11 protein-coding genes, 1 tRNA gene and 1 pseudogene are annotated in these 16,813 nt (G+C 37.9%); 4 read left to right on the top strand and 9 right to left on the bottom strand.

Annotated elements, in window-relative coordinates; genetic code table 11:
* Positions 1–300: 300 nt before the first annotated feature.
* Positions 301–1,134, top strand: coding sequence for a M57 family metalloprotease (locus AC07VK_RS02790; RefSeq protein WP_492953167.1), 834 nt, complete (start codon positions 301–303; stop codon positions 1,132–1,134).
* Between the two features lie 209 nt (positions 1,135–1,343).
* Here the strand turns inward: AC07VK_RS02790 and AC07VK_RS02785 are convergent, their stop codons facing one another.
* The 4 genes from AC07VK_RS02785 to AC07VK_RS02770 form a co-directional block, all read right to left on the bottom strand.
* A complete protein-coding gene (locus AC07VK_RS02785) occupies positions 1,344–1,778 on the bottom strand; it encodes a VOC family protein (RefSeq protein ID WP_492958182.1) in 435 nt (144 codons plus the stop codon).
* Between the two features lie 149 nt (positions 1,779–1,927).
* Positions 1,928–2,602: a hypothetical protein gene (locus tag AC07VK_RS02780; RefSeq protein ID WP_492958180.1), complete on the bottom strand. Its 675-nt coding sequence runs from the start codon at positions 2,600–2,602 to the stop codon at positions 1,928–1,930.
* Between the two features lie 221 nt (positions 2,603–2,823).
* Entirely contained in the window at positions 2,824–4,077 is a 1,254-nt protein-coding gene (locus tag AC07VK_RS02775) for a hypothetical protein (RefSeq protein ID WP_492958178.1), read from the bottom strand.
* 348 nt (positions 4,078–4,425) lie between these two features.
* Positions 4,426–6,120 (bottom strand): hypothetical protein, encoded by a 1,695-nt coding sequence (locus tag AC07VK_RS02770; protein WP_492958176.1) that lies wholly within the window; start codon positions 6,118–6,120, stop codon positions 4,426–4,428.
* Positions 6,121–7,085: 965 nt separating this feature from the next.
* Between AC07VK_RS02770 and AC07VK_RS02765 the strand changes: the two are divergent.
* A pseudogene (locus AC07VK_RS02765) lies at positions 7,086–7,172 on the top strand (iron-sulfur cluster assembly accessory protein); the annotation flags it as partial.
* A 53-nt stretch (positions 7,173–7,225) separates the two neighbouring features.
* Here AC07VK_RS02765 and AC07VK_RS02760 read toward each other — a convergent pair.
* Entirely contained in the window at positions 7,226–7,939 is a 714-nt protein-coding gene (locus AC07VK_RS02760) for a hypothetical protein (RefSeq protein ID WP_492958174.1), read from the bottom strand.
* Positions 7,940–8,317: 378 nt separating this feature from the next.
* Positions 8,318–8,391, bottom strand: a tRNA-Ile gene (locus AC07VK_RS02755).
* Positions 8,392–8,616: 225 nt separating this feature from the next.
* Here AC07VK_RS02755 and AC07VK_RS02750 point away from each other — a divergent pair.
* Positions 8,617–10,710: an HRDC domain-containing protein gene (locus tag AC07VK_RS02750; RefSeq protein WP_492958172.1), complete on the top strand. Its 2,094-nt coding sequence runs from the start codon at positions 8,617–8,619 to the stop codon at positions 10,708–10,710.
* A gap of 7 nt (positions 10,711–10,717) precedes the next feature.
* Here the strand turns inward: AC07VK_RS02750 and AC07VK_RS02745 are convergent, their stop codons facing one another.
* Positions 10,718–11,686 carry a ligand-gated ion channel gene (locus AC07VK_RS02745; RefSeq protein WP_492958170.1) on the bottom strand — a complete coding sequence of 323 codons (969 nt, stop codon included), beginning with the start codon at positions 11,684–11,686 and terminating at the stop codon, positions 10,718–10,720.
* A 153-nt stretch (positions 11,687–11,839) separates the two neighbouring features.
* Here AC07VK_RS02745 and AC07VK_RS02740 point away from each other — a divergent pair, with 153 nt between their 5' ends.
* The gene (locus AC07VK_RS02740; protein WP_492958168.1) at positions 11,840–13,108 is read left to right on the top strand and encodes an Hsp70 family protein; all 1,269 of its coding nucleotides are present in this window, start codon (positions 11,840–11,842) and stop codon (positions 13,106–13,108) included.
* A gap of 778 nt (positions 13,109–13,886) precedes the next feature.
* Here the strand turns inward: AC07VK_RS02740 and AC07VK_RS02735 are convergent.
* Together AC07VK_RS02735 and AC07VK_RS02730 are read right to left on the bottom strand one after the other, a co-directional pair.
* On the bottom strand, positions 13,887–15,305 hold the full coding sequence (locus AC07VK_RS02735) for an arylsulfatase (RefSeq protein ID WP_492958166.1): 1,419 nt from the start codon (positions 15,303–15,305) through the stop codon (positions 13,887–13,889).
* Between the two features lie 2 nt (positions 15,306–15,307).
* Positions 15,308–16,810, bottom strand: a complete 1,503-nt coding sequence (locus AC07VK_RS02730) for a RagB/SusD family nutrient uptake outer membrane protein (protein ID WP_492953161.1) — start codon at positions 16,808–16,810, stop codon at positions 15,308–15,310.
* Between the last annotated feature and the right edge of the window lie 3 nt (positions 16,811–16,813).

Raw genomic sequence — 16,813 nt, 5'->3', positions numbered from 1 at the left:
CTCCATTAATTTGTTTTTTTAAATATTAATTCCTTACTGTACAAAGATGGCAGGTAAATTCGAGTTTGCCGGTGGTGATATGCGACAATGTTGAAGGGGCTTTACGGCTAGGTGAAATGTCTTAAGCGAAAACACTTTTTATTAAATCATCCACCACTGCTAAATGATCAGGCAAGCTCTTTTGAAAAACAAAACCATAAGTGTTCGTTTAAAAAAACACTGTAACTATTTGATTACATATAATTTGTTTATATATTAGATTCATCTGATCATTACACATTAACCTAAACTAACTTAAACATGAAAAACACCAAATTTTTATCATTAGGCATACTATGCGCTTTATTTCTCGGCGTATCTTCATGCAAAAAGAACAATACTTCTGAACAAACTGACAATAAAGCCGAAATATCAGCAAATACTTTACAACAAATAAAAAGCCTGGGATTTAGTGTCGAAAATGCACGTAAAGTTGATAACGGTTACCTGGTTGAAGGAGACATCCTTTTAACAGACGCCAACTTAAATGAAAAATCTTTAAGTCCTAATTTAAACATTGCTGAAACCGAACAATACCGCACAACAAATCTTGTTAAAGCACTACCACGTGTGATTACCATTTCGGTTACCAATTTACCACAGGTATATAGTGATGCTGTTGACCTCATGATTTCAAGATACAATTCGTTAGGCCTGCGCATGACTTTTCAAAGGGCAAGTACAGGCACTACAGGTAACATTGACGTATTTGGATTTAACGAAGGACCAAGTGGGGGTTATATCACTTTAGGTTCGTCTGGTTTTCCTACTTCAAGCGGAGAACCATTTAACCAGGTTAAAATGAATACGAATGTTAATGCCTATGGAACTAATCCTAATTTATTGTACGTAGCTTCTGTTTTACAACATGAAGTTGGACATTGTATAGGATTTCGCCATACTGACTATATGAACAGAGCATATAGCTGTGGAGGAAGACGTTCTAATGAAGGAGCAGCGGGAGTTGGTGCGATACAAATCCCAGGAACACCTTCAAAAGCAGATGCAGAATCTTTTATGCTTGCTTGTTCTAACGGCGGTGACCGCAGCTTTAACGCAAATGACGTGATTGCTATGAATTACCTTTATAAATAAACCAAATACAGATCAAATAAAAAATACAGATCAGATAAAAAAGAGGGAGCTGAAAAGTCTCCCTCTTTTTTTATGCTTTTAACGAAAGCGCCTTATTTTGTTGCCATCCTAATTTCTTTTCATTAATACCCATGCTCAAAGTGTTAAGGTAAAGTTGTTGATGAAACCAATCAGCCACACGCAATGAGCCGGCGAAAAGACCAGTTATCTTAACTGTTATAATTCGGATCAAACTCTACAATCCATTCAATTCCATATTTGTCCCTGAACATGCCGGCATAGGTACCCCATGGGCTATCATCAATTGGTCCTTCTACTTCTCCACCTGCTGATAATCCGTTAAATATTTGATCGGCTTCTTCACGGCTTTCGGCATTCACGTGTATTTTAGACCGGTTTTCATTTTCGCTTACTCGTCCCAAAAATCCCGGAACATCGTTGGCTATTAACACATTGTTTTTGCCAAGCGGCAAACCGATATACATGATTTTATTGGCCTCCTCTTCGGCTACCTGAAAATCGGGACCTGATAAGTCTTTAAAACGGGTAATTTTTGTAAACTCGCCGCCAAAAACTGATTGGTAAAAAGTAAACGCTTCTTCGGCATTGCCATTGAAGTTGATCCAGGGATTAATTGCTCTCATGGTTTTTATTTTTAGTTTATTTTATTGCTTAGCCAATAGTATATAACAGTATATCCTTTAATAGCCTGTAATTCTAATGGGGATGCATAAGCTCCTCAATTAAGGCTTCTGATAAAGGAGATCGTTATTCATTATTAAGCCATTATAAATCAGAAATCAGCTTCATAACCATGACCTCTTTGGCCATAAAAAATCAGCCATCTGGCTAGGGAATAAATAATATGAAGTTGAGATTCGATACTTTCCTCATCGAAAGTCTCAGGTAACTCCCGTTGTACCTTTAGGTATTCCATCCGATTTTCGATCGCAATGGCATCTGCAGCTGCCATAAGCCTATTTCCATAGTCAAGAGCATCTTCTGCAAATTTAGTTTCCCAAGCTTCACCCGCAAGCTCCTCTCCAATCAACGCAAAACAATCTCGCATGAACTCGCCTCTAAAAACATTTCGGTCGTAAGAATTGGAGATGTATTTTGCAATCCCGTCACAATCATCAATAAGATCAAGAACATAATGACCATCCAACTCTTTCCTAAAATCCTCAGCGCTGGATTTTTTTTCACTCTCCTCATACTTCTGAGCGGCCCAAAAATCAGCACTTTTATCTCTACCTACCATTGGTGCACCCAAGCTTTCAAATGAAGAAATCTGTAAATCAAGCCATTGCTGATACAACACAGCTTTGGCATCTACTTTCTTTCCTTTAAACTTATCCAACCAAGAAACTTTCGGCTCCTTAAAATTAATAAGTTCCAAGAAGATTCTTTTAAAATCAGCTTCACGACCAGGCATTGGTTTGCCCATTGGTATCATATCTAAACCCATTTTGTTGCATTATGCTTTGTACAGCTAAAATAATTAATTGAATCGCAGGTTTTATGAAAAAATCAGACAAATATTAAAAAGGTACTTTCAAGAAATTTCGGGCAACAAAACTTTAAGTTATCCTTAAACTCGGATTATCTTCTATTTTATTAAATAACCTGACACTTTTTTCATCGCATTCTCGAAGCCATTTTTCTTTAAGATCATTCGTTTTTATGTGATTAAGATAAATATGGCTGCATCTTTTTAATAGCTTCCATCGTTGCTACAATAACTTGCCGTTCATTGGCATTGTCTTTTGGTATTCTCATCGACAACCGATCATGAGGATCGATTTTACTGAATATTACTAATAATTCTTCGCCATCTACCTTTACGGATTTTGTGAGCCCATTATTTTCTGCATTGTTTGATTCTTCAACTAAAAAAAATTCAAGAGGAGCTATAGAGAGATCTGAATTTAGTGCTCTTTTATCAATCCCCCCATTTCTAACAATTTTCTCTGCATTTAAAGTATTCTCTAATAAGCCCTCAAGCGCGCGTGATAGCCCGGCAGGTATAATGCGATTGAGTAGCATTGTCAAATTGAAAATCGAAAACTCATCAAGGAAACCGTTAAAAACCCCCACGTGATCATCATTTCTAATTGATAGTTGATGGATCCCTTGGTACTTGATTAACTCCCTAAGTGAGAGGGCTCCAGATTTAATCATAGCACATAAAATATAATTATAATACCTAATAACAGAAGCAGACTTGTTTTCATAAATATGAAATTCTTTAGCTGAATCAAGATATTTAAACTTGATACCCGAAATGATTTCGACCATCTGAAAATATAGTTCTTGATCCGGATCAAAGTTAAATGGAGATTTTGAACACAATTTAGATATATAGGCGTTGTAGTTATTTTGAATACCGTATCTATGGAAAAACATCGATCTAAAATTTTCATTGTCTCCTACAAAAATGATATTATCAAAACCGAACTTATTTGTTTGTGTATCCATATCGATATGGGAACTAAATATCGATATGATGCGAAATAAGTGTTCAGGATCTATTCTATCCATATCATCAACGATTAGGACATTTTTTGCTTTTGCTTTATTCGTTAATAGTGTCAGTTTTTCTTGTATGACGGAGGTAATGTAATCGTTGTGGGCGTACTTTTTATACTTTTTTATGGTATTTAAGAATGCCTGTACTGATAGCAATGGATCACTCAATTGGGCATAGACACTCTGGTTTTTCTCAATACTTTTCTCCATTACTTCGGCGACCTCGACTACAGATTTGCCGGTATCACTGAATAAATTGATCATTTTGCCTAATGCCTGATCAATGCTTTGGGATATCGAGAAGACATATTTGGTAAGTTTATCTATATCCGGTTCTTTAAATGCTCCTTTATTTACAAGCTCTAGTATGATGTCATATTTTAGAATCTCAAAAATATCTGAGTTCTCATGCAATACATAGTTTACAGGAAAGACTCTAAATACATTATATTCTTTTCTTGTCTCAAAATAATTTTTCAGGAATGTAGTTTTCCCACTTCCAAAGGTCCTGAAAATAAGATTTGATTGTTGTTCGAATCTTGGAGACTATGTTCGAATTTAGATTCAAGTTTTTTGTAAACAAGAGATTCTTTTAATTGCATTCTAAGATAATTTTGATTTTCAATTTGTTAAAAGTGTTAAATGAAAAACTATTTTACTTTCATTTTTTAAACGGTTGCTTACCATTGGGCTCAGTTTAATGGATATGGTAGAACAGAGAAGATGATTGAAAAAACGATCAAGAGGGGCTATGAAACCAGACTAAAAGTATAATCTGCTTCCCTTTTTAATAGATATATCGAACTGAAGACCTACCTCACCTGCTGCACTTTCGATAACATCATTATCATCAAGCTGAATAGACAATATTTTGGCAACCTGAATAGTATCGTTATATATAACTATAAGCTCAGCATTAACTTTTACTTTAGGTTCATCTTCCATATCGAGAATTACCACTGTATTATTTTTAAAATATTCTTTTGGATGACCTAAGTATTTCTTACACCCTGAGATAAATTCAATGTATCCTGTCTGATAGAAACAAGCGCGCACCTCCTCTTTTGTAAGTATCTCTTTCTTCACCAGCGTAAATACATTAAACAACTGCCAAGTGGTTAACATCCCTCGCTGTTCATTCACCGCATCATTCATCTGATTGGAATTGAAGGGGGGATTTAGCCGTTTATCTGCTGGAAGATGCCGCTGATGATTAACAATATAAAGTGGAAACACGTTAAAATCATTGCGTTGTTTAGCTCTGCGAAATCTTACTTTACTGATCTGACTGCATTCAGAGTCCGTAGAAGTCCCACCTATTCCCTTCACCTCTATAATGATAAGTCCTTTATCAGTTTCAATCTGGATATCCTCTTCCAAAACCCCGGCTTCTGATTCGAGTGTATCTGCATCAATGGCAGTATCAAAACCCAACCAGTGTAGAAATTTTATTACCGCGGCTACCAATGCCTTATCCGTTCCAGTGAGTAAGTCTTTTAGAAACCCATATTCCAAATTATTATGCTCGATTTCCAAATCTTTTTCCTTAAGCTTTTCTTCGAACTGTTCAACAATCTCTAGACGTTCAGTGAGTAGCTTTTCTTGGTTAGGCAAATTATAGCGTTTATTTTCCAACCATTTATCTTTTATCTCATTGGGAAAAAGACTCGGTAACAACTCAGGAGCAGCCTGGGTAAAAAATTCCTTTAAAAAAAGACCTTTATTTTCAATATCCGGAAAAAAGAAAATTCCGGATTTACCATCAAGAATAAAAAAACTCACAACCTCATCATCATGTGAATACATCAGAGGAAAATAATTATCTACAAGTTTCGGTTTGCCATCATTGTAAGTCTGTGGCAAATCGAACGTGACATGATATTTAGCCCCAGATGTATATCTTCTCACAAGATTATAAACCTCATTTTTACCTAATTCTGGCTTCAGTATTTCCCCTTGGCGATTATCGATATTAGGAAAGTTTGGGAGAAAGGAATATATATGCCTTTCATAGCGAGATCCCTGCTCACCATTCAAATGATATTCAATCAGTTCATTCTTTCCACAAAAAACTATTAATAATGCACCCTGCTGCAAAGCATTGTTCAACTTATTTTGAAGAAGACTGAGTACTGCAGCTGTCGGATCGAAAATCGACTGAGGCTCATAACACTCTAAGTATGTTTCACGGTGGGACTTCTGATCTTTTATTTTGTGATCTTCGGATCTATAATCTACGATAGTCTCTGTAGTCAGGTCAATAATGATCTTACTATATTCGTGCAGATTCTTTGGTATATCAGCTTGCGGATTTACCCTTAAGCTTCGAACATAATGCGGATATTTCATTCGCACCTGTTTTCCCAGGCTACCGGGATAAATGCTGATGCTTTCTTGATTCAAGTACTCGATTGTACCGCCTGACAAATTCAAACCACATATTTTGTTTTCTCTCATTAATTGAAATTGGAGCGTAAACTGCTAATATAAATCATTTCCCAATAAGAAGTAAAATACTACCTGAAAAATCCCCTTACTTTTTTAAAGCAAAAAATCATATGGAAAATAAAACCTAAGAAATCTATCAAAATCTTAAAACACTCGTAAAATTTTTCACAAAAAATAGGGACGATAAAATAATCTTATCAGACTCTTGATTTGACAGTTATCGGAATAGTTCTTGGTTGTATTCTTTATCTTACAGGCAAAAGATATTTCTGACATAAGAAAAGCAAAGAAGGATTTAAAAAACACGGAAAAAGCAGAAAGAGGCTGAAGAAGTGTCGCATTTCTATAAAAAGTTTGTCAAACTATATCCCAGCCAAATATTTGGATTATCAAAATAGCAGTTTTGTAAATAAGGGTAAGCATTGATGAACAGGCTGAGAAGTTATCTGGGTTTAACAACTTCACGATAAGAAAGTTCATAAATAAAGCCTATCCTACAAAAAGCCGTTAAATTTAAATAGCTCAAACAACATTTAGAGGCACTTGAAACAAAAATTCCGGCTCCAACAAAAAACCCCTTCAAGTTATTCTTAAAGGGGTTTAAAGCAGTGGGCCCACCTGGGCGTTTCTCGAACTATTTCCTATCTGATTTGCATTTAATCGAAGATTTAGCAAAAAATATAGTATAGTATTCAACACTTATTTATTGCTCTATTTCTGCTTAATGATTTGCTGTATAGTTTCAAAATACTATACAGTATTGTTGATCAGGTTTGTGTGTTAATTAAATAGTATCTTTTTATTTTCAGAATGGCAAAAGAAATCATCAGACAGCCCACACTTGCCCACACTACATTTTGGATACCGTAGGATGCAATAACTTGTCCGCACAGAAGAGCTCCCACTGTAACGGCAAAAATTTCAGCAGGAGGTGAAGATACTATTTATAAATCCGGGAGAATCTGGTGTCGAAGAATTTCACTGATGGCTTAAATGGAAAAGGATTTAATTTTGTAAATCCTAATGTCAGCTGTGGTTGTGGTGAAAGTTTTTCAGTATAAATTTAACAGCAAAAAGAAAGCGGCTTGGGAGATTTTCCTAGCCGCTTTCTTTTTTATTTGAATTGGGATGCTTTACTGCTAATGCTATTTCTTTCGGTAATCATAGCTGTTTTGCTATTAAAATCTGTAGGTACAGAAATATAATCGCCATCAAAGGCAACTCTGCCTTGCCCCTCTGCAATGGTATTAGGTCCGGTGTGAGAATCATCGATGTTTATGATACCTGCAATTCCGTTTTTAATATTATTGCCATCTTTTTCTCCAGACATTAAAAAAGCGTAAAAATTATAACCACCGTTTCTGTACGCTTTTACCTTTCCGTAAACGGTAAATTTATTTCCACTTCCACTAATGGCGGTTACTACACTGGTATCTGCTGTACCAATAAAGTTTTTGCCCAACATTTTTATGCTGAAATCGCTGGTACTTTGCTCATAAAGTTTAACTACGCCGTCAATAAGCACATAACCAGGCTGATAGCTATCGTATGGTATATTACTGCTTTTTATGGTGAAAGGCTTAAATAAATAAGAACCATCGATATTTGGGGGCGTAGTACCCTTATTTATAGTAAAACCCAGTTTGGTCAAGCTATCTACATACTGTTGCGGAATAATATCTTCTATTTTCTTACTCAAGATTTCTTCATCGGTCGGATTAATATCTTTGTTTTTAGAGCAAGCCGCAAATTGCAGCACGACACCTACTATTAATGCAAATGTACATCCTTTGACTACCATAGTTAAGTTTGTTGTTGTTTTTTTCATTATGCAATTTTTAATTCTAAATTTTAAAATACCCAGATGCAACTGCAGTGCCAATATCCAATAATTTGGCTCAAATAGATTAAAACAACTATAAACCACTATATAGATCTACCTAAAACCAGGTATTTCCATTAATTTTTAAACAAAACTGCTGTCCTTTTTTCTTACGGTCTTTTTGTAATTGCTTAAATTTTTGAAAAGCAGACTTTATTGATTTTGATAAGGTCTGAAAATGTTATCCAAGTGGATATAGGAGGGAATATATATAAGTGAGTAGCAGTTCTACTATTGCAGAAAACAGCCTTTAAATAACCTGTAGCATAGTTTCCTGCGCAACAAAAAACCCCTTCAAGTTATCCTTAAAGGGGTTTAAAGCAGTGGGCCCACCTGGGCTCGAACCAGGGACCAAAAGATTATGAGTCTTCTACTCTAACCAGCTGAGCTATAGGCCCGGAAAAAAGGTTATCCTTTTTTGCGAGTGCAATGTTACAAATTTGAATTGAATTTTCGAAAATGTTTTCGGCATTTTTTCATAAAAAGGAAGAATATAAACTCATTTTCAAGCGCTTAATTTTACTTTTCATTTTACCGAGCTTCTTTTCAGATTAAAATTGTGGATAAAACGCCTGTTTATCTATCCTCAAATCCATTTCGAATAGGTTAATTTTGTAATTGATATGAATACGCCCGATCCGGACAACCAGCTTCTTTTAGATTTTTTAGCCACCACCAACCAGCCAGTTTTTTTAACCGGTAAAGCCGGAACGGGTAAAACTACCCTCCTGCGCAAGATTAGGGATACCACCAAAAAGAATTTCGCTATTGTTGCCCCTACAGCTGTTGCGGCAATAAATGCCGGAGGTGTAACGCTTCACTCCTTTTTTCAGATTCCTTTCGGCCCTTTGGTTCCGGTTGTTGATGAAAATGCGGAAACGAACTTTAAATACTCTGACGAAAAAACAAGGTTATTACGCTGCCTCGATTTATTGATTATTGATGAGATTAGTATGGTTAGGGTTGATCTGATTGATTTTATCGACCGTACTTTAAAGCGTGTTAAAGGCTCTAACCGCCCCTTTGGTGGCGTGCAGGTGTTAATGATTGGCGATCTCTACCAGCTCTCTCCTATTTTTCATGATGCCTGGCATATACTGGGCAGTTATTATTCCAGTCCCTATTTTTTCGACAGCCTGATTTTCAGGTCTACGCCAATGCTTACGTTTATCTTAGATAAAGTTTATCGCCAGTCAGACCCCATATTTCTGGATATTTTGAACGGCATGCGCGAAAACAGTCTTGATGCGGGTTTACTAGCGAAACTGAATGAGCGTTACGATCCATCTTTAGATCAGGAATGGAAAGATGATTACATTACTTTAACCACACACAACCAGCTGGTTAACGAAATTAACCAGGGCTGTTTAGAAAAATTACCTGGAGAAATTTTCGAATTTAATGCGGAAGTAAGTGGCGATTTCCCGAAGGATGCCTATCCTACCGACGAAAAACTCCAGTTAAAACTGGGTGCGCAGGTCATCTTTATCAAAAATGATTCTTCGGGCAAAAGGCAATTTTACAACGGAAAAGCGGCAAAAATAACGGCTATTAATCAGGATTCGATAAAAGTAACCTTCACCAATGGCGGCAGGGAAATTGAAGTGGAAAAAGAAATCTGGCAAAATGTTAAATATAGCCTGAGTGACGAAGAAAATAAAATCGACGAAACCAGTACCGGATCATTTTCACAATACCCTTTTAAACTGGCCTGGGCCATTACCGTACATAAAAGCCAGGGATTAACCTTCGACCAGGCGATCGTGGATGTAAGCACTGCATTTACCCACGGACAGGCGTACGTAGCACTCAGCCGTTGCAGAAGCTTAGAGGGGCTCATCCTAAAATCGCCTGTGGTTGCCGAAAACATCATTACCGATGCCAAAGTAATCAGTTTTACAAAAGCCACTCACCAGGATAAACCTACGGCTGAACTGCTGGCACGTTATACGCAGCAATATGCCTGGGGATTGATCCATGAATTGCTGGATTTCTCGTTGGTTGCCAAAGACTGGGAAAAACTGGGCCAGTCTAAACTGATCGACAAAGATGAAAAGAATGCCTTTTTATCCATTTATGAGCAAGGCAATCAGATCCTTCAGCACGAAATCTTTAAAGTGGCCAGGAATTTTATCGCCAAGGAGTTTTCGAAGATAAGCACCGACGAAAATCCGGCAAATGAAAGTGCTTTTATGGAACGTTTACAGAAAGCATCTGATTATTTCGTTCCAAAACTCGAACAGCTCATTAGCTTAATGACAAGAATTGTGGCCATCAACTTTTATAATGATACCCACTCTGACAAACTGCTTACGGTATTAAACGACTGTAAAGATGCACTGCAGATAAAACTGGCCTTATTTAAAATTTCGTGGAATCCATTTTCGATCAAAGATTATATCCATACTTTGCACGCGGCAGGCAATAAACAACCGGAGAAAAAATCAGTTAAATCGAGCATCAAGCCAAAGGAGATTTCCAATCCACAGGTTTATAAAAACCTGGTCGAATGGCGCAAAACAATCGCGCTGCAACGCGGTACGCAAGATTATGCTGTACTTTCAGATTTAGCACTGCTTTCCATTGCAGAAAAAATGCCCAGAACTACCGATCAGCTGGCAGCACTAAAAAGCGTAGGAATTGGCAATGCAAAAGAACTTGGCCAACAGATTACCCGCATTGTAAACGCCCATTTGGGTACAAGTGAGTTATTTTAATCTTCGGCTAAGCATTTATAGCTTTTACAATAAAGAAAATATTTAAAAGAAGGTAAACGGTTAAAAGCGAGATGGAGAAAAACCGATCAAACCTTTCCGCTTTTTTCTCCTCTCCTCTTTTGATCATTTTTAAGGAAAAGGCTGTTAGTACAATCACGATCAAAATAAATACCAGGGTAATTCCGTGTAAGGTATCTACCAATGTAAAAGTGGTCGATTCGGGGAGCGAACCATCTATAATGTATTTATTACCGATTACGGCAAAAAGAGAACCTACACTTAGTCCAAAGCGCGAATCGATGCTATCGGCGTGGATATAAAAGCACATATAAGCGATAAAAAAAGCAACATACATACCTAAAAACATTTTCCAGAATAGTCCAAAAGCATCTCTGCTAATCCCGATCCTCACCTTATAACTACTGTATTCGGTTCTTGGCACTTTTATACCTGGATCGCCAAAAGCTGTTTCATAAATTTTATTGGCTGCAGAAGTTTTTAAACTGTCGATATTCCATCCGCGAAGGGTAAACCGCGGATCAAATTGTTTGCCCAGGGTATCAGGAACAAATACCAAAGCTGCTGAATCAAATTGAGAATTTTCTACAGAAAGCCTCAGCAACTGGTGATCGAACGGAAAATTATTGATCGACCACGAATCTTTCATTACACATTGCAGCTTCATGAGCATATACACTTCATTACCACTGCTATCGATCGTAGAAAATGATTTGCTAACCGTTTTGGCCTGCGGTATCTCCAGGTTATCGGCAAAATTAAATTCCTTGTTTTTATATTTTAGCCATAGCCAAAAATTAACGGTGTATTCTTTGTCTTTAAAATCTATATCGTGGATGCTCGTTACATAAATTCCTGTCTTTACAGTATCAGGTATATTTTTTTGAGCGAAAGAAACAGGATTGATGCAAAAAAGCTGGAAAATTAAGCCCAGTAAAAAGAGTATAGTAGTTTTCAACTGTGATTTAATTTAAAGCGTGAATGTTTTTTAAATATAGTGAATAAGGTTTTATATACAAGGTATATTTTAAGCTTAAAAAGCTTTCAGGCCTCGCTTTTTTTTAATACTTTCGCAACCCCATTTTAGCCCCCAACCACAACATACCCGGCCATGAGTAAGTTTTTATACGGAATCGATTTTGGAACAACCAATTCGGCACTTTCTATTTATGATGAAGAAAAGAAAGAAATTGTAGATACGATTTCTATCCCTTCGTTGATCTATTTTACCGAAGTAAAAAGCATGGTTGATGGTGAAAGCCATATTGTTGGCGAAAAAGCAATAGATGCTTACCTGAATGACGGCATGAAAGGCCGCTTTATCAAATCCATTAAACAGATCCTTTCGAGAACTACTTTTACCGAAACCCGTATTCACAATAAAAGATATACAGCATCTGATCTGGTTACGCTCATTCTTAAAGACCTGAAAGAAAAAGCGGATCTGATTACGGGCGAAGATTGCCACAAAGCCATTATCGGCCGGCCGGTTTTCTTTGACGATGATAATACCATGAAAGATACCCTGGCGCAGACCAGGTTAAAAAAAGCCGCTGAAAGTGCAGGCTTTAATGATGTGCGTTTTCAATTCGAACCTATCGGGGCGGCCTTTGCCTACGAAAAAACAATCAAGAAAAAAGAACGCGTATTAGTAGCCGATTTAGGTGGGGGTACAACAGATTTCACCTACCTGATCCTCGATCCGGATAAAGTTGGCAGCAAAGACCGTAAAAATGATATGATAGCCTCGGGCGGTATATACATTGGTGGCGATAGTCTGGATTCCGCTTTCATGTGGGATAAAGGCACACCATATTTTGGGAAGAACACCATGTATGAGGCTACCCCTGGCAAAGTTTTAAATGTGCCGAAATCGCTTTTTGCCAATATATGCACCTGGGATAAAATGAACTTTTTTAATGGTTTAAAAATCCAGAAAGAGATTGAGGAGTATTATTATTACTCTGGAAACGATCCGAAATTTAAAAACCTGATCACCTTGATCGAAAATAATCTCGGTTATTCCTTGTTCAGATCGATTGAGAAAACGAAAATCGAACTTTCTGACCAACCTGTTTCTAAATTTGCCTATAGCAATATGGGGATCGAGATTGATGAAAATATTTCGCTCGGACAATACAATGCGATTATAGAAAAAGACATCAACAAAATCGATGCTTACCTGGATCAGTTTATGGAAACCTATAAAATCAAGCCAGCGGAAATTGACTGTTTATTTTTAACCGGAGGAACATCGATGGTTTCGGCCGTACAAAATCTGTTTAAATCCAAATTCCCACACATTCCATTAAACTCTGGCGATAATTTTAAAAGTGTAGCCAAAGGATTGGCATATAGCGGCTATCTATTTGAGGATTAAAAATAAATCTTCAACATAACAGCACTGTCTGCGTACCTCATAGGCCCAGGAGAAGAAAAACTGATTTGGATTTGTAGCGCAATGCCTTTGCAAACATTCTTTCTTCCCGTTTTCCGCTTCGCTTCCTCCTATCTCGTTGCTGCAGGGCAACGCTCAATGTCATTAAGTTAAGCATAGTGGTCGTCAGTCTGTCCAAAGGACTCCTGTGGAGAGCGTAGTCGAAGACTTCCTGAGATCGATAAAACGCAAATAAATGCCCTTCGACTACGCTCAGGGTGACATCTTTTTTATAATTTATCTCTTAACTTAATGACATTGGAGTAACGCTTCAACCGGGGCTAGTGGACAAAAACAGTATTTCTTTTTTACGGTTGCAAGGTGCAGCCCCCTGTTCCTAAACCCGATTGCAATGAATCCCGACGTTAAGTCGGGAGTAATGTAAAGCGGGGCTGCAAACCGCCAAGAACCACAAACCACTCATTTTCTGTTAATTAATGAAAATAACTACCCCTCCACTATACTACCCATATCAGATAAAAAAAAGGTTGGTGAGACACCAACCTTGGAATTCATTTTACAATGATTTTTTAATCTGTTTATCGCCGAATGGGCTAACGTTACCCGTCGCTTTTATACCAAAGCGTGATGGCAGATTAGACGAACAACACGCCGCGGGCTTATATTTCACTTTCACTTGAGTATTCTGCTTCAACGTACCATTTTTACAGGCAAAAATCAAAGTACAGCTCAAAACCAGCATTGGCTTAATCCTCTTCATCTATTTTTCAATTTCCGACCAATCAAAACGTGGATTTTCTGAAGGTGTTTTAGCCTGTTTCATTAAAGCATAAAGCGCCTTTACCGTATCAGGGTTTTTGGCTGCTATATTATTTTTTTCACCAATATCAGCTTTTAGGTTATACAGCTCCAGCTTTTCGGCCGTGCCTTTATTTTTAAACCGGATCAATTTCCAGTCGCCTTTGGTTACAGCTTCTTTTAGACCGTCTTCGTTAAACTGCCAGTAGAAATATTCATGTTCTTTAACTGCTTTTTTTCCACTTAACAATGGAGAGAACGACAGTCCATCAATATTTTTTGGCGTTGCTGTTCCGCTAAGTTCGCCAAGGGTTGGCAATACATCCCAAAATGCCCATGGTGTTGGATTAACCTGCCCGGCTGCAATTTTACCCGGTGCCCTTACAATTAACGGCACGCGGATCCCACCTTCATACAGATCTCTTTTTACTCCCCTAAACTCGCCACTGCTGTTAAAAAACACGGGGTCGGCACCACCTTCTTTGTGCGGACCATTGTCACTGGTAAAGAAAATGTAGGTATCGTTATCCAAACCTAACTTTTTGATCAGGGCTACAATAGTACCCACATCAGTATCAAGTTTATTTACCATGGCAGCAAAAGCAGCATGTGGCTGCGCCTGACTATCGTAGTTTCCTTTTTTCTCAAAAGGAGTTTCAGGTGGAAATTTACTCGAACCATCTGCATGCTGGAATTTCTTCAATAGTTCTGCAGGTACTTTCAGTTCCGCATGTGGAACCGTTAAAGGCAGATATAAAAAGAAAGGCTGATCTTTATTGGCATTGATAAAATCTACTGCTTTATTTACAATCAGGTCTTCGGTATATTTTGTGGTATCAACAGGCACCTCAACTGTTTTACCGCCAACAATTTCGTACAAACGATTGGTATAATAATCATGCGCATGCGATTGATCCAGATAACCGTAAAAACTATCAAACCCTTTTAAATGTGGTGCACCTTTGCTGTCTTCATCGCCTAAACCCCATTTACCAAACATACCTGTTTTATAACCGTTTCCTTTTAAACGTTCAGCCAAAGTAGTATCCTGTGCACGTAAAGCCGCAAGTCCGTCTTTTGCTTTTGCATTACCTCTAACCCAGGCATGGCCCATGGTGTAACCCGTCATCAAAGCACATCTTGAAGGGGCGCATACCGTGTTTCCGGAATAGAAACGGGTAAACTTAATACCTTCTTCAGTGAGCCTATCCAGGTTCGGTGTGGGGATTTTAGAATTCGGGTTAAAACTGTGTACATTACCATAGCCAAGATCATCAGCCAGGATAAAAATAATATTGGGTTTCTTTTTGCTTTGTGCCTGTGCCACAGCTACACTGCCCATCATTGTAGCAAAAGCTATAAATTTTAATACATTTTTCATTTCTATTTATTATAGTTGGGATTCTGTTTTAATGCTGGATTATTCTGGATTGCTATTGAAGGCACGGGCCATAAATAATCTTTATTGGCATCGAACAGGCGGCTATCAATCCTTGCACCTGCACTGTTGGTAATATTTCCATTTAATAACTGGTCGGCAATTCTCCACCTGCGTATATCGTAATAATATAAACCTTCTCCTGCCAGCTCTACTCTCCGCTCATGCCTAATCTCCGCCCTCAGTTCTTCCTGACCTAAGGTAGATGAAATATTTGGCATCTTAGCTCTTGCTCTTATTAAATTCAAAGCATCAAAAACCGATTGATCTGGCCCAGTATCTTCATTTTTTGCTTCAGCATACATCAAGAGCACATCAGCATACCGAAGTAAAATTAAATTCAATTCAGAGGTTCCGCTGGTTGGTGCCGCTACAGGTTTTTCATTGTCTTTAAAAATAGTATATTTTTTTAATCCATAACCTGTACTCGGGTATTGAATAGCGGTTACCGTAGCCCCTTTAAATGTTGTACCGGGTAAAATTACCGTTGCCTGCAATCTGCTATCGCGGTTTTCGAAAGGTTTTGCGGCATTGTAAACGGCCGAATTGCTGATTGGCTTACCATCAGTTGCATAATAAGTATTGACCAGATCGGGCAAGGGTGCTGAACCCAATTGTTGATCTAAACTGATATCGAGCGAATGGGTAAACTCGGGGTATTTATATTGCACATCAAAAATGACTTCGGCATTGCCTTCGTTTTCCAGATAGAACAAACCGCGGTAATCGGGAAACAAGCTATATGTTTTTAAATCGATAACTGCTTTTGCAGCTTCTGCAGCTTCTTTCCAACGTTTGGCATATAATAAAACCCTTGCTTTTAACGCTAGGGCCGCGCCGCGTGTTGCTCTTCCTTTATCAGCACCAGAGTAGGTTAAAGGCAATGCAGTTCCTGATGAGGCTTCGGTTAAATCTTTTAAAATCTGCGCCAGCAATTCATCGGCCGTGTTTCTTGGCAAATTGGCCTGGGTTTCGTAATTGGTGGCATCGGTAATTAATGGCGCCCCACCAAATAAGTTCCATAGGGGAATATAATATAAGGCACGCAGGTATTTAGCTTCAGCTTTATACCTTTCTTTTAAGGCGCCATCCATACTCACTTTATCGATATTGGCCAATACATTATTGGCCCTGCCTATACCTTTATAACTCCCATTCCAGGTTTCGTTAAAATAAGCAGTTGCCGCATTGTGCAAGCCTCTCGAAATGATGTTATAATCGTTATTGTACTGGTAAGTATTCGGACTTAAGGCATCCAAATAGATGGAATTGGCAGCATAAACATTATAGTAAATTGCGGCATAGGTTCCGTTCAGCGCCGCTTCTGCCTGAACTTTTGTATTCCAATAGGTGTCTTGCGTAAAACGATCGGTTGGTGTTACATCCAGATAATCTTTACAGCTAAACAAGAACACCGAAATTGATATAAATAGAATATATTTTCTCATGAC

The organism is Pedobacter sp. GW821-FHT01D05, from assembly GCF_059422505.1.
This window is presented reverse-complemented; position numbering and strand designations above follow the sequence as displayed.

What these genes read in the sequence shown, in the direction of transcription:
- AC07VK_RS02770 (WP_492958176.1), bottom strand. Translation starts at nt 6,120, where the DNA reads ATGAGAGAAAACAAAATATGTGGTTTGAATTTGTCAGGCGGTACAATC.
- AC07VK_RS02785 (WP_492958182.1), bottom strand. Translation starts at nt 1,778, where the DNA reads ATGAGAGCAATTAATCCCTGGATCAACTTCAATGGCAATGCCGAAGAA.
- AC07VK_RS02750 (WP_492958172.1), top strand. Translation starts at nt 8,617, where the DNA reads ATGAATACGCCCGATCCGGACAACCAGCTTCTTTTAGATTTTTTAGCC.
- AC07VK_RS02760 (WP_492958174.1), bottom strand. Translation starts at nt 7,939, where the DNA reads ATGAAAAAAACAACAACAAACTTAACTATGGTAGTCAAAGGATGTACA.
- AC07VK_RS02780 (WP_492958180.1), bottom strand. Translation starts at nt 2,602, where the DNA reads ATGGGTTTAGATATGATACCAATGGGCAAACCAATGCCTGGTCGTGAA.
- AC07VK_RS02740 (WP_492958168.1), top strand. Translation starts at nt 11,840, where the DNA reads ATGAGTAAGTTTTTATACGGAATCGATTTTGGAACAACCAATTCGGCA.
- AC07VK_RS02790 (WP_492953167.1), top strand. Translation starts at nt 301, where the DNA reads ATGAAAAACACCAAATTTTTATCATTAGGCATACTATGCGCTTTATTT.
- AC07VK_RS02730 (WP_492953161.1), bottom strand. Translation starts at nt 16,810, where the DNA reads ATGAGAAAATATATTCTATTTATATCAATTTCGGTGTTCTTGTTTAGC.
- AC07VK_RS02735 (WP_492958166.1), bottom strand. Translation starts at nt 15,305, where the DNA reads ATGAAAAATGTATTAAAATTTATAGCTTTTGCTACAATGATGGGCAGT.